13 protein-coding genes and 1 pseudogene are annotated in these 13,678 nt (G+C 57.2%); 3 read left to right on the forward strand and 11 right to left on the reverse strand.

From position 1 onward, the window contains the following. Nucleotides 1-262: 262 nt before the first annotated feature. A complete protein-coding gene (locus AC2FFP_RS21195; protein WP_496881479.1) occupies nt 263-739 on the reverse strand; it encodes a GNAT family N-acetyltransferase in 477 nt (158 codons plus the stop codon). A 104-nt stretch (nt 740-843) separates the two neighbouring features. Between AC2FFP_RS21195 and AC2FFP_RS21200 the strand changes: the two genes are divergently transcribed. Beyond that, nucleotides 844-1,526 (forward strand): IS6 family transposase gene (locus AC2FFP_RS21200; protein ID WP_496845269.1). Its coding sequence is split into 2 segments (ribosomal slippage): nt 844-1,138 and nt 1,138-1,526, totalling 684 coding nucleotides; the frame shifts between segments, so codons are not numbered across the junction. A 126-nt stretch (nt 1,527-1,652) separates the two neighbouring features. Further along, a pseudogene (locus AC2FFP_RS21205) lies at nt 1,653-2,085 on the forward strand (IS6 family transposase); the annotation flags it as partial. A gap of 184 nt (nt 2,086-2,269) precedes the next feature. Here AC2FFP_RS21205 and AC2FFP_RS21210 read toward each other — a convergent pair. From AC2FFP_RS21210 to AC2FFP_RS21235, 6 genes are read right to left on the reverse strand one after another with little or no spacing between them, the layout of a single operon-like run. Next, nucleotides 2,270-3,211: an ABC transporter permease gene (locus tag AC2FFP_RS21210; RefSeq protein WP_496770426.1), complete on the reverse strand. Its 942-nt coding sequence runs from the start codon at nt 3,209-3,211 to the stop codon at nt 2,270-2,272. Further along, nucleotides 3,208-4,251, reverse strand: a complete 1,044-nt coding sequence (locus AC2FFP_RS21215; RefSeq protein ID WP_496781035.1) for an ABC transporter permease — start codon at nt 4,249-4,251, stop codon at nt 3,208-3,210. Before AC2FFP_RS21215 ends, AC2FFP_RS21210 begins: the two co-directional genes overlap by 4 nt. Further along, nucleotides 4,241-5,761: an ABC transporter ATP-binding protein gene (locus AC2FFP_RS21220; protein ID WP_496881480.1), complete on the reverse strand. Its 1,521-nt coding sequence runs from the start codon at nt 5,759-5,761 to the stop codon at nt 4,241-4,243. Before AC2FFP_RS21220 ends, AC2FFP_RS21215 begins: the two co-directional genes overlap by 11 nt. Next, a complete protein-coding gene (locus AC2FFP_RS21225) occupies nt 5,758-7,155 on the reverse strand; it encodes an amidase (protein WP_496881481.1) in 1,398 nt (465 codons plus the stop codon). Before AC2FFP_RS21225 ends, AC2FFP_RS21220 begins: the two co-directional genes overlap by 4 nt. Then, entirely contained in the window at nt 7,133-8,116 is a 984-nt protein-coding gene (locus AC2FFP_RS21230) for a BMP family protein (RefSeq protein ID WP_496881482.1), read from the reverse strand. The genes AC2FFP_RS21225 and AC2FFP_RS21230 overlap by 23 nt, the downstream gene beginning before the upstream one ends. A 39-nt stretch (nt 8,117-8,155) precedes the next feature. Further along, on the reverse strand, nt 8,156-9,457 hold the full coding sequence (locus AC2FFP_RS21235) for an amidohydrolase family protein (protein ID WP_496881483.1): 1,302 nt from the start codon (nt 9,455-9,457) through the stop codon (nt 8,156-8,158). A gap of 445 nt (nt 9,458-9,902) precedes the next feature. Between AC2FFP_RS21235 and AC2FFP_RS21240 the strand changes: the two genes are divergently transcribed. Continuing rightward, the gene (locus AC2FFP_RS21240) at nt 9,903-10,331 is read left to right on the forward strand and encodes a MarR family winged helix-turn-helix transcriptional regulator (protein ID WP_496770435.1); all 429 of its coding nucleotides are present in this window, start codon (nt 9,903-9,905) and stop codon (nt 10,329-10,331) included. Nucleotides 10,332-10,487: 156 nt separating this feature from the next. Here AC2FFP_RS21240 and maiA read toward each other — a convergent pair whose 3' ends face one another. From maiA to AC2FFP_RS21260, 4 genes are all read right to left on the reverse strand, one after another. Beyond that, the gene (gene maiA / locus AC2FFP_RS21245; RefSeq protein ID WP_496845266.1) at nt 10,488-11,120 is read right to left on the reverse strand and encodes a maleylacetoacetate isomerase; all 633 of its coding nucleotides are present in this window, start codon (nt 11,118-11,120) and stop codon (nt 10,488-10,490) included. Between the two features lie 85 nt (nt 11,121-11,205). Then, complete coding sequence (locus AC2FFP_RS21250) at nt 11,206-11,751, reverse strand: VOC family protein (RefSeq protein WP_058274548.1); 546 nt, start codon at nt 11,749-11,751, stop codon at nt 11,206-11,208. Nucleotides 11,752-11,814: 63 nt separating this feature from the next. After that, the gene (locus tag AC2FFP_RS21255; protein ID WP_496770439.1) at nt 11,815-13,131 is read right to left on the reverse strand and encodes a TRAP transporter large permease; all 1,317 of its coding nucleotides are present in this window, start codon (nt 13,129-13,131) and stop codon (nt 11,815-11,817) included. Beyond that, nucleotides 13,128-13,676: a TRAP transporter small permease gene (locus tag AC2FFP_RS21260; protein ID WP_496845265.1), complete on the reverse strand. Its 549-nt coding sequence runs from the start codon at nt 13,674-13,676 to the stop codon at nt 13,128-13,130. Before AC2FFP_RS21260 ends, AC2FFP_RS21255 begins: the two co-directional genes overlap by 4 nt. Between the last annotated feature and the right edge of the window lie 2 nt (nt 13,677-13,678).

Below are 13,678 nucleotides of genomic sequence, written 5' to 3' on the forward strand. Positions count from 1 at the left end.
CTGCAACTTTGCCATGGCTGCCAGCCACTAATGCCTCGCACGGCATTGACCAAAAGGGGTTCAGCGCCGTACCTCGCCGCGATCCGCACCGACGGCGGGTACCTTAGTTGGTGAATGTCTTTTCCATCAAAGTGTTCGGTCGCAACGACGCGCGAAGCATTAGTTTGAGCTGCAGGTGATTTCCGCTTACTGCGAATGTCTGCAATGCGGGTTGCGATCGCAGAAACCTGACTGCAAGTCGAAGGCCGGTCATGGGCTGGTCTCAAGGGGCGCTGGTTACAAGGCGGTACTTTCGGTACAGCGATCCATCGAGTGTCATCTCGCCATCAAACTCTGCGCCCATGCGCTTCAAAGCCCCTAACTTTGTGCGACTAGGAGGAAGCAGGAGCGTCACGGATGGGATACGATCGTCGCCGTGCGCAAACTCCAGCGCTTGAGCGGTTATCCTCATCCCCAACCCGAAGACTGAGGGTTTCAGCACGAGGCCGAAGTCCCAGTCAGGACCTTCACGCTGAAAGCCGCCCCATCCCACATACGCGCCGTCCGCCAGAATCGCCCAATGGCCCAACCCGTCCTGCGCCCACTTGGCTTCCTTCATTGCCACGAAGTCAGCTGTGCGCCGCTCATCCCAATTGCCTTGGAGCAAAGGCATGTGCAGAGCCAGAACTGGATCGGACATATGCTCCGCAATATCCTCGACCGCAATCTCGGGTAGGCGCGTGAAGGTGATTTTTGTCATGTGCTCGTTTGCGACACGCCGTAGGTTCTGTCGCAAACTCTACCGCACCTGTCAGATTGAACGCAGTTCTGTTAACGCGTGCCGGGACATGACAGGAGCAACCCGTGGCGATCTCATTTAAGGGCACGCATTTTCCGAAAGACGTGATCTTGCACGCGGTTTTCTTCTGCTTGCGCTACGGTGTGTCATACCGGGGTCTGGAAGAAATCATGGCGGAACGCGGCGTTGATCTGGATCATGCTACGCTGAACCGTTGGGTCAGTCGATATACTGGTCCCATTGCCGAAGCAGCACGGTATAGAAAGCGCCCCGCCGACCGTTCGTGGCGCATGGATGAAACCAATGTGATAGTGAAAGGCGTGTGGGCTTTTCTTTGCCGAGTGATCGACAACCACGGAAAACCCTAGATTTCATGTTGTCCCATCGCCGGAATAAAGCCGCAGCGACGAAGTTCTTCGCCCGCGCGCTTGAGGTGAACGGTCTACCGCGCAAGATCGTCATCGACAAAAGTGGAGCCAATACAGCTGGCATCAAGGCGATCAGCAAGATGCTCAAAAGCTATGGCTGCCCGATCCCGATCGAATTGGTCAGGCAGAAATACCTCAATAACATCATTGAGCAAGATCACCGTTTCATCAAACGAAGGATCAGACCCATGCTGGGATTCAAATCTTTCGCTTCAGCCGCATCCGTCCTGGCAGGCATAGAAATGGTCAACATGATCCGCAAAGGCCAATTCACAACCGGCCTCCGTCCGTTTCAGCAGTTCGCCCAACTGGCAGGGTAAACCGCTCACCAATTCCACTAATGCTCTGCCATCTGAAAAGTTTGCGACAGAACCTCGCGTGAAAACATTGATGATCTCTTCTGGATATGCAGTTTGTCTGTTTATGCATCTCGTCCGGGGTTTTGGAAACAGGGTCGACAAGGCGACGTCTGGCTCCTTGATGAAGTTGTCGTGAGCATCTCTGGTCGCAAGTATTGGCTTTGGCGCGCAGTCGATCAGCATGGCGTTGTGCTGGGCGAAGTCCTCCAACCGAATTGGGGCAAACGGGCTGCAAAACGCCTTTTACGCCACCTGAAAAAAACGCCTCGGCTTCATTCCCAAGCAAGCCATCACAGACAAGCTGCGCTCATATGGCGCCGCTGGGCGCGAGGTCGCTCAAGATCTGAAGCATTGGTCGCACACGGGTCTCAATAACCGCGCTGAAAACAGCCATCTCGCATTCCGAAAACGGGAACGGACGATGCAAGGCCATCTGTCTCCAGGCGGCTTTCAGAGGTTCGTGGCAACCCATTCAGCCGTTCGGAATTGCTTCTGTGTCCCAGCACGTCGTCGCTCAGCCTAAACAATCCGAAATCACCGTTTCGGCCATTTGACGCTAGGAATGCCGCAAACTAAGCCGCTTGAGATCCGGGTATCAGCATTCCTTGGTGCGCCGCAAGTTATCGCGACAACACCCGTTCAGTCTTGCAGTGCGAATTCTTTTTTCTTGTTCAATTCCGGCCAATATGCGCGAACGAATGCCGCTAACGTTCTCCGCGCCGGTAGGGTGCCATCAACGCGGCAGGTATTTCGGCTCTGCGGGCGACAAGGACGAGCGCGACGATGGAAAGTACGTAAGGCGCCATCAGGAAGAGCTGGTAGGGTACGCCTTCAATCGCAGTCTGCAGCCGCAGCTGGTATGCATCAAAGAATGCGAATAATACCGCGCCAATCAGCGCCTTGCCGGGCCGCCAGCTGGCGAAGACGACCAGCGCAATGCAAATCCAGCCCCGCCCCTGAACCATACCCGGGAAAAAGCTGTTAAACGCCGTTGTCGTCAGGAAAGCCCCGCCCACCGCCATCAAAGCCGATCCGACAACAACTGCGCCGATGCGGATGCGGATGGGGTTCAACCCCTGCGCCTCGACCGCATGCGGGTTTTCACCGGTCATCCGAATGGCCAGCCCTAACGGTGTTCGGGCAAGGACATACGCCATTGCAGCCACAGCAAAGAGCGCCAGATAAGTCGGCAGGGCCTGGGAAAACAGGATCGGACCTAGAACAGGTATGTCGGAAAGCCCAGGAACATTGAGTGGCTGGAAAGGCTCTATCGTTGGGGGCAAGTCACCCACTTCGACAAGTAGCCTGTAGAGGTAGTAGGCCAAAGCAGATGCAAACAGCGTAATACCAAGCCCCGATACATGTTGCGAAAGCCCAAGCGGAACCGTCAGCATGGCATGCAGCAAGCCCATCACGGCGCCGCAAAGGGCCGCAATCATCAGGCCCACGAGCAACGGTGCACCCATGTAGACGGCAAGCCATCCGCTCATCGCGCCCATGGTCATGATCCCCTCGATTCCCAGATTGAGCACGCCCGAACGTTCGCAGAGCAATGCGCCAAGGACGCCGAATATGAGTGGCGTGGCAATACGCAACACGGAAGCCCACAAGCTGGTATTCAGCAGCAGATCAATTGCATCACTCATCGGCGCACCCGGTAGGTTGTGAAAAGAAGGGCCACGATCATGGTAAGCAAACAGAGCGCTACAATCACATCAGCGATGAAACTGGGAACACCGGTTGCGCGGCTCATAGCGTCGGCCCCGACGAAGACTGTGGCAACGAAAACAGCGGCAGCAACGACGCCGGCCGGATGCAAGGCGGCGAGCATGGCGACAACGATGCCTGCATAGCCAAAACCGGGGCTCATGGTGGTGGTGACCCCTGCCGTTACACCCATGACTTCGACAGACCCGGCGAGCCCCGCCAGGGCGCCCGAAAGCAGAGCTACGCCCATGATCGTTCGGGGTAGGGATATTCCGGCAAAGGCAGCGGCACTGGCGTTCAAACCTGCGGCGCGCGTTTCAGCGCCAAAAACCGTGCGCGCCAGGATCAGCCAAACGGCGCCTGCTGCTGCGATGGCAAAAAGCAGCCCGATATGCAGACGCGTGCGCGGGATCAGATCCGGGAGCCGAAAATCTCCGTCTACGGGCACTGAAGAGGGCCACCCAAAGGCCAACGGATCGCGCATCGGGCCTTCAATCATGAGGCCCACAAAAAGGATTACGATGAAGTTGAGCAGAAGGGTCGTCACCACCTCATCCACCCCGAAACGCAGGCGCAAATAGGCAGGTCCCGCCAAAAGAGCCGCGCCCGCAGTCATGCCTGCTAGCATCAAAAGTGGAATACCAATCCATCCCGGAACCCCGAGCGAATGCCCGATCCAAGCGGTGACCAGCGCACCAACAAAGAACTGCCCCTCACCTCCGATGTTCCAAAGTCGCGCGCGGAAGGCGACTGCCGCAGCAAGCCCTGTGAAAATGAGCGGTGTGGCGCGGGTCAGCATCTCGGTGATCGAAAGGCGGGAGCCAAGCGCACCAGTCAGCATTTCGCCATACGCCGTGAGTGGGTTTACACCCGCAGCTGCGATGAGACCCGCAGCGAGAAGTAACGCAGTAAAGATCGCGGCCAGCGGCGCAATGATCACAAGGTGCAGTGGCACATGTGTGCGTCGTTCAAGCCGCATCATCATTTTCCTTCCAAACACCCGCCATCATCAGGCCAAGACGTTGCGGGTCAGCCTCGTTGGCGGATATGGGCTCCGACAAGCGCCCTTTAACGATGGCCTGTATACGGTCTGACAGGGCCACGGCTTCTTCCAGTTCTTCAGAGATGAGCAAGATTGCTGCGCCTTCGGCCCGGGCAGCCAAAAGCTCGGCATGAACGGCGGCAATTGCCCCTTCATCAAGGCCGCGCGTCGGCTGGTTGGCGAGCACAAAACGCGGTCCGTTGGTCAGGACCCGACCGAGGATAAGCTTTTGCATATTGCCGCCAGACAACAGCCTTGTTCGCGTGTCGGGACTGGCACCACGGATATCAAAACGTTCGATCAGCCCTGAGGTGTAATCGCGAGCGGCGCCTTGCCGGACAAAGCCGCGGCGCGAAAACTCTGGTGTACGCAGCCGTTCGAGCACCGCATTTTCCCACAGGCTCAACTCGCCTACTACGCCTTCCGCGTGTCGGTCTTCCGGTACTCTACCAGCCCCCGCACGGATCATGCCGCGCGGCCCCAGATGACCGATATCTTCGTCCAGAAGTGTCAGCTGCCCGGCGCTTGGGTGAAGCAGCCCAGAAAGCAACCCGCCGAGCGAAGCCTGACCATTGCCTGAAACGCCAACGATACCAAGGATTTCACCAGTATGGACGGTGAATGACACGTCATCCAGACGCAACTCACCGTCCTCTTCCACGCGCACATTTTTTGCAATCAAAACTGGCGCGCCAATCTTATGGTCATGGCGTACGGGCCGTTCCACTTTGCGGCCAACCATCAGTTCCGCCAGCTCTCCGGGGTTGGTTTCAGAGGTTTTGCGTTCTGCAACCATTTTGCCGCCGCGTAGCACTGCCACACGGTCAGAGGCAGCCATGACCTCATGCAGTTTGTGGCTGATGAAGATAAGCGAAAGACCCTCCTTCGTCATGTCGCGCAGGGTCTCGAACAGGCGCATCGCCTCGGGCCGGGCCAGAACGGCGGTAGGTTCATCCAGGATCAATATGCGCGCGTCGCGGTAGAGCGCTTTAAGAATTTCAACACGCTGGCGTTCTCCTACGGAAAGCGACCGAACCTTGGCCTCGGGGTTCACGGGCAGGCCAAACCGCTCTGCGATCTGCAACAGTTTTTCGCGCGCCTCACCACGAGCGGAACGCGCGCGCGTCAAGGGTTCGGAGCCAAGCATGACGTTTTCAAGAACGGTGAGGTTGCCCGCAAGCGTGAAGTGCTGGTGAACCATTCCCACACCCACCTCGATCGCTGCGCGTGGAAGGCCCGGAGGCAGTTCTTCGCCGAACACCCTGACAGTACCTGCGTCGGCTGCGTAGTGGCCAAACAGGATATTCATCAGCGTCGTCTTGCCTGCGCCGTTTTCACCCAGAAGCGCAAGGATTTCCCCCTCCGCCAGTGTCAGGGTCACATCATCATTTGCGGTAAGCGTTCCAAAACGCTTGGTGATGCCGTGAAGCTCCAGAACCTTGGTCATGCGAGTAGGCCTGCGATTGGGGACGGAAAGGAAAGTGCGGGCGCGCGGGTCTCGATAAGTGCACCGAGTTTTAGCAGTGCGAAATCGGCGCCGGAGGGACCAATCAGTTGCACACCGAGAGGAAGGTCATTTGCCATGCCAAAAGGCAGTGCCAGGGCTGGCAAGCCCGCAACATTGGCAAGCGCGGCGTTTGGGGCAAAAGCTTCCAGCCGCGCCATGTGTTCATCGGGCGAAGTGCCAGACAGATCCAAAGTGCCGACAACGGGCGGAGCAGACGATGGGATCGGCATCAGGATGGCATCGGCGGATTTGAAAAGCTTGCGGGAGCGATTTGTCAGGCGTGCCAGTTGTCGCGAGGCCGCAAAAAGCGCGGTGGCAGATGTCGCACGACCCTCAGTAGCCAAGGCGGCTGCGAGCGGGGGGACCTGATCATCGGAGATTTTGAGTGCGGTCAGCCATTCCGCCAACGAAACAGCCAGTATGGTTCGGGCGATTTCATGAGCTTCAGCTCCAATCCGGTCGGGGGCACGAACATCATGCACTTCACAGCCTGCGTCGCGCAGCGCGTCGGCAGCACCTTCTGCAGCTTTGCGCTGATCAGGTCCACAACGATCCGGCAATGCCACCGCGACACGGGGACGTTTTGGGAAGTGCACTGGGGCCATTGGCCGGACTACAGATTGAAGGGCGGTCTCCACGTCGCGAACCGAGCGCGCCAAGACCAGCTCAGATGCTATGCCCATCAGGTGATTGGCAAAATCAGGGCCTCCGGGCACCGCACCACGAGACGGCTTGAGCCCGGTCAAACCGCAACACGCAGCAGGTACTCTGATGGATCCGGCTGCATCCGTGGCATGAGCAATTGCAACGATACCGGCTGCAACCGCAGCCGCAGCGCCGCCAGATGAACCACCGGGTGTCAACGCGGGTTTCCATGGATTTCGGGTCGCAGCCATGCCATCTGGTTCGCATGTCAGGGAAAGGCCGAATGCGGGTGTTGTAGTCAAGCCAAATGGGATCAAGCCGGTTTGGCGCAAATACTGTAACAGGCGACTGTCACTTTCGGGTTTACGCGCTTGTGCGCGGATTGCTGCGGATCCGGCCGCAGCGGGTAGTCCTCTTGCGAAACCACCGAGGTCTTTCACCAGAAACGGAACCCCATAAAACGGACCGCGCTGGTCAGATGGCAATGCGTCTGCTGCCCTCGCCCCGGCGCGCGCCATGTCTTCGTCCAGAAATGCCACGGCCCCCAAATCCGCCTGCGCGTGGCAGGCAGAAAGACTTGCCTCCATCACGTCGACGGCAGAGATCTGCCCTGCCGCGATGGCAGCTGCAAGAGCCGTGGCATCGGTCACGTCAAAACCCTCGGGATCAGGAGGGTTCGCTTTCGTCAATCGGCACGTCCCATTCGCCGGATTGGATCGCGGCTTGTTTAGCCTCCATCCCAGGGATGGCGTCAGCGGGTACTTCGTCGGCGACATAAATCAGCTCATTGCCGCCATGGGCCATGAATGAATATTCCGTGTAGTTGCGCCCCGTTGGATTACCAGCTTGAACGTCGGCTACGATGGCCTCGATGGTTGGTCCGTAGTTCCAGATCGCATTGGCAAAGACCGTACCAGGGTAGCGCGGTGTATAGTCGATAAGAGAACCAATGGCCTTCACACCACGCGCTTGGGCGGCATCCGCAGTGCCAATGCGCTCACCAAACAGGACATCTGCGCCCGCGTCGATCTGGGCAATCGCAGCTTCTTGCGCGCGGGCCGGATCAAACCATGCTCCGATAAAGCCGTTCACGAAGGTGGCATCTGGGTTCACCTCAGTCACCCCCATTCGAAAAGCATTGATCAACAGGTTCACTTCGGGGATCGGATAACCGCCGACCGAACCAAAGACATTGCTTTCTGACATTTGGCCCGCAAGCATACCGGCCAAATAGGCCGCCTCGTGGTTGCGGGTGCCGAAGACGCCGAAATTGTCCCCTTCCGGCCCACCGGAAGAGCCCATGAGGAAAGCGGTATCCGGGTAATCGCCCGCCACTTCGCGTGCTTCGCGTTCCACGGCGTAGGACTCGCCCCAAATGATCTGCGCGCCACCTTCGGCATACTCGCGCATCGCGCGGGGATAGTCGGTCGGAGCCACACCTTCCGAAAACTCATATTCGATCAGACCAGCGTCGGCTGCCTCCTGCATCGCAACGTGGATACGACTGTTCCACGCGTTTTCGACCGGAGACATATGCACGCCAGCGACTCGGGTCGCAGATTGTGCGTTCACGCGACGGACATAAGCCGGCAGGGCCAGTGTGGCCGCAGCGCCGACCATCAGTTGACGGCGGGTTGTGGTGAGTTTCATTGGTAGATCCTCTTCTGTTGGTGGCAATTGTTCTTGTTCTTAAGCTTCCTGAGTATTGGGCCTGGGCGCGTAATCTGCGGGATCCAGGGTCGTGGGGCGGCCGGGCAACGAAAGCGCGGCCATTCGGGGTTCTGTATGGGCCAACACCTTGCCGTTTTTGATCACGGCAAGGCGGGTGGCTTTCATGCGAACAGCTTCAATCGGATCACGCGCCTGCAGCACAACCATATTGGCAGGGCCGCCCTCACGGATTGTCGGGTCGGGCAGGCCCATGGCTTTGGCGCCATTCTGGGTTACCGATGTGAATGCCCACTCCATCGCTTCTCGGGATGTCATCGGTACCGCGTGCACACCCATGTGAGCCACTTCCAGCATGTCGGCGGATCCGAGCGAATACCAAGGGTCCATTGTGCAATCCTGCCCGAAGGCAACGTTTACACCGGCCGCGCGCAGCTCTGGCACGCGGGTCAGACCTCGGCGGCGCGGATAGGTGTCCGAACGCCCTTGCAGCGTGATATTGATCAGAGGGTTGGGTACCACGTTCATACCGCTTTCTGCGATGAGCGGGATTAGCTTCGATGCATAGTAATTGTCATAAGAATGCATCGCAGTGACGTGGCTTGCAGTTACACGGCCCCCAAGCCCAAGGCGCGTAGTCTCAAAGGCCAACGTTTCTACGTGGCGTGACATAGGATCGTCGCTTTCATCGCAGTGCAGGTCCAGCATCAGGCCGCGGTCCGCCGCTATCTCGGCCAGTCTTGTGACAGATCGAGCCCCTTCCGACATCGTGCGTTCAAAATGCGGGATCCCGCCCACCACGTCGACACCCATATCGAGCGCCTGGATCAGGTTTCTCTCTGCGTTTTCTGATCGGTAAAGGCCATCTTGCGGGAATGCCACCAGTTGCAGGTCGATATAGGGGGCAACCTGTTTACGTACCTCCAAGAGCGCTTCAACGCCCACCAACGGGGCGGATGAAACATCCACATGCGAACGGATAGCCAGCAGCCCCTGCGACACAGCAAGGTCGCAATAGCGCATGGCCCGCTCAATCACCGCTTCTGGTGTCAGCAGGGGCTTCAATTCCCCCCAAAGCGCGATACCCTCCAAAAGCGTGCCCGAGACATTCATGCGCGGCAACCCTAGGCTCAGGGTCGCATCCATATGGAAGTGCGGGTCCGTAAAAGGAGGGGAAACCAAACGCCCAGCCGCCTGAATCTCCTCATGCGCCTCAGCCTTGATATCAGGCGCAATTTCCGCAACGCGGTCTGCCTTTATCGCGATATCCACCGGCCCGCTGCCATCCGGCAGGCTGGCCTGTCTGATGATTAAATCGAGCATCCAACTCCCCCAAATTTGACCGCATGGTAAAAAGTATTCTGCAAGAATGCTAATAGTTTTTGTTGCACTTCCGGGTCCAGTGTTTCCGCTAGTCTCGGTGTGTGCCTATATCCAAGGCTTGTGTTGACCTTTCTTGGCAGCTGAAGCTGACACATCGATCAACTTTCGCTTTTGGGATTTTGCGTTGCAGAACTGCTAATTTTTGCAAAGGTCGGTTCACGCTGGGAATCTGTCCGTTTCAGCAGATTGCCGATCCGGACCCTTGATCCAGCGGATCCGCAGTTTTCTTGCAAGCAGAAAAATACTTGGTAACAGAATCAAATCACTGGGAAACGTGATTTCGTCAACTTCGGCTAACAGTTTGCAAAACTACCAGCGTCAAGGTGGCGAAGATCAATGCAGGAAATTTCGTTGCATGTGAAACAAAGCAGATATATAGTTTCGTATGCAACTAGATTCCTTCTTTCCCTATCGTCTCGCCGTGGCATCCGAAGCGTTCTCACGAAAACTCACGGAAGTATACCAGCGCGAATTCGGGCTATCACGGGAGGAATGGCGCCTGCTTTTTCTACTTGCCAATGCCAAAAGCCTGACCTCTCTAGAACTCTCGCAACGCACCACTCTGGATAAGGTTCAAGTCAGCCGGGCCGCGCAGAGGCTTGACGATAAAGGATTGATAACCAGAGCAATTTCCGAAGAAGATCGCCGAATTAGGGTTTATCATTGTACGCCGGAAGGCCATCGATGTTTCGAACAGTTGCTGCCACAAGTCGATGCTTGCGCGCAAGGGATGCTGAATTCCATATCGGCCGAGGACCGTGCAGCACTGGACCGAGGCGTGACTGCGCTGCTTAAGGCCGCGTCGGTGACATAGGTACATAAGCCAATCTGCGCAACTCAAGCCATCTCCAGTGCTGGCTGCCGACCGGCGTAGAAATCCGTGTAATCGGTGACGTGGAAGGGCATTGCCTTCCCGGTCGGGCTAACGCCGTCGACCTAGAATAGAATGAGGTCTGCCAGTGTATTTCTCTCAGGAGGCATCGGTCTGGTTTTCAGGTCGGGCGGCGTCAAATGCGGGCAGGGTGAATGCGCATTCTTCGATCTCAAGTAGCCGGTCGAATGGAGCCATATCGACGCCCCAGCGATGTGCATTGTAAAGCTGTGCGACAAGGCAGATATCGGCAAGGTCCGGCTCGTCACCAAAACTGAAGGTGGTGTTTGCTGGCAAAAGCGCTTGGTAGGCATGGAAACCTTCGGTCATCCAATGCCGGAACCATTCGATCCCATCCTCAGCCGTAAGCCCGTACCGGGACTTCAGATACGCAGTGACCCTAAGGTTGTTAACCGGATGAATGTCCATTGCGATGGTATGGGCCGCAGCCTGTACCCGCGCACGCTCAAACGGATCTTCCGGCAGGAACGGAGGTTCGGGTATGGTGGCGTCGAGATACTCGATGATCGCAAGCGATTGAGTGAGTACACGACCGTCCTCAAGGATCAGCGTAGGGACGCTCTTCCCGGGGTTCAGCGCGACGTAGTCCGGCGCGCGCTGTTCTCCGGCAACAAGGTCGACGGGGATCGTTTCGTAGGAAACACCCTTGAGATTCAGTGCGATCCGGACCCGAAAAGAGGTCGTCGAGCGCCAATAGCCGTATAGTTTCATGACTTCCTTGTTTTGTGGTCAACCGTCTCAGATTTTGCCAAAAATAGGTTCCCGCGCCGGAAACCGATCCGGCACGGGATGCCCGTCAGGCAGATTTGTTGAGTTCCTTGGCATGCAGCCAATCGGCATGTTTCGGAGCTTTCTTGGTCTTCGACCACTCGTCCAACATAAGCCATTTCACTTCGTCCATGCGCTCCAGCAGCGCTTCTTCTTCCGGGTCCGGGCAGGCCAGTTCGATACGATGGCCGGAAGGATCAAAGAAGTAGATAGAGTGGAAAATCGAATGGTCGGTCACGCCGAGTACTTCGACGCCATTAGCTTCCAGATGGTCCTTGAACTGAAGCAGCGTTTCACGATCCTTCACCTTGAAGGCGATGTGCTGCACCCAGATCGGGGTATTGGGATCCCGGCCCATTTCCGGCTTCGTGGGCAGCTCGAAGAAAGCCAGAACATTCCCATTCCCGGCATCCAAAAACAGATGCATGTAGGGGTCCGGCTCATGCGTAGATGGGACATGATCCTCGGCGATGGCCAGGATAAAGTCCATGTTCAGCATTTTCCCATACCATTCGACCGTCTCTTTTGCGTCTTTGCAGCGGTAAGCGACGTGATGGATCTTCTCGATTTTCATCGATTTCTCCTTTCCGAGGGTGCAGTTTTCAAGGTCAAGGCAACGTACGGTCGCCTCAGGCGTTCACATCAACCCCACCAGCCAGAGTGACAGGGAGGGTACAAGGATGAGCAGGGTCAGCCGCAGGATGTCCGCGATCCAGAATGGCAGCACGCCGCGAAAGATCGTTCCGAGTGAGACATCTTGCAACACGCCCTTCAGCACAAAGACATTCATACCGACGGGGGGTGTGATCAGGCTGATTTCGGTGGCTACAACAACGACAATGGCGAACCAGATCAGGGCGTTTTCGGGATCGAGCAGGAGTTCATTGGCAAACTCAAGCTCAAACATCAGTGGGTAGAAGACCGGCACTGTCAGCAGGATCATCGACAGGCTTTCAAGCACACAGCCAAGTACCATGTAGGTGAGCATTATGAACACGATGACCGCCCAGACCGGCAATTCGTTGTCAATAACAAAGCCTGATAGGGCATCCGGCAGTCCGGCGTAGTTTATGAAGTTGGTGAACAGCTCGGCACCTATGATCACCGCAAAGATCATGGCAGTAGCCCGGATCGAATCCAGCGTAGCTGCGAAAAAGCTGCGCCAGGTCATCGTCCTGAGGGCAATGGCGATCAGGATCGAAGCGCCTGCACCCATTCCGGCCGCCTCAGTCGGTGTGAAGAACCCACCATAGATGCCAACCATGATGAAGAGAAAAAGGCCCAGCACACAGATCACGCCTATGACGTCAGCCCGACTCATGGGTTCGGTGTTTTCCTCCTCCGGAGCCAGAGAAGGGTTCAACCGTACCGCAACCATGACCGCGCCAAGATAAAACAGCACACCAATAATACCTGGCACAATTCCCGCGATAAAAAGCTTGGCAATATTGGTTTCGGTCAGCAGGCCGTAGATGATCAGGATCACCGAGGGCGGGATCAAAATGCCCAGTGTCCCACCCGCGGCGATAGAGCCTGTCGCCAGCCGGTCATCATAGCCAAAACGACGCATTGAAGGCATGGCAACTTTTGACATCGTGGCAGCAGTAGCCAGGGACGAGCCACACACTGCAGAGAATCCGCCGCAAGAAAAGACCGAAGCCATGGCAAGTCCGCCGCGCAGTCTGCCAAAAAGCCGATCGGCACCGGCAAACAGCCCGTGTGCCACGCCCGAGCCGGCCAACACGTTGCCCATGAAGATGAACAGAGGGATGACCGAAAGGGAGTAAGACAAAGAAGTGTCAAACGCCACTTGCCCTGTCATAGCCCAGGCAGGTTCCCAACCACGCATATAGGCAAACCCAAAGCCGCCTACAGCCGCCATCGCGAAGGCGATAGGCACGCGCAGTAGTATAAGTCCCAGAAGGATCGCAAAGCCGATCAGAGATTCAATCATGGGGCGCCCTCTAGGTGATCTTGATCGGTGTCGTGTTCGATGGGCGGTTGTAGTCCGCGCAGGAATGCGATGAACGCCGAAACCATGCAGGAGGCCCCAGCCAGATAGCCGAATGGCGCCAGTGGAATCTCCAGCGCGTTGGTCACCGCGCCGTCATGGGCAGCCTTGGCTGCATGGGTGAAAAGCCGCCAAGAAAAGGTGGCTAACAGGGCCGCAGAGAAGAGGCCTGCAAACGCAGACAAAAGACGTTGCGTCTTGCGTCCGAGCGCCAGATTCAGCAGGTCGACCTCGACATGTTCGCGGTGCTCTGTCGTCAGCGGTAAGGCCAGGAAAACAAGCGCTGCCAGCAGTATTTCAGTGAGTTCAAAGGCACCGGAAAGCGGTGCGTTGAACAGGTACCGCCCAACTACATCCACACAGGTGATGAGGACGAGGCTGAACAGGATCAGTGCGGCCCCGACACCCAGAGATCTGTCGAGCAGCAACCCGATGTCCAGCCCCTCATCAGGGGGCTGGTCGGGGAAACGATGGCGAAGCCGCTCCATGG

It is taken from the genome of Ruegeria sp. YTSC004, from assembly GCF_059609805.1.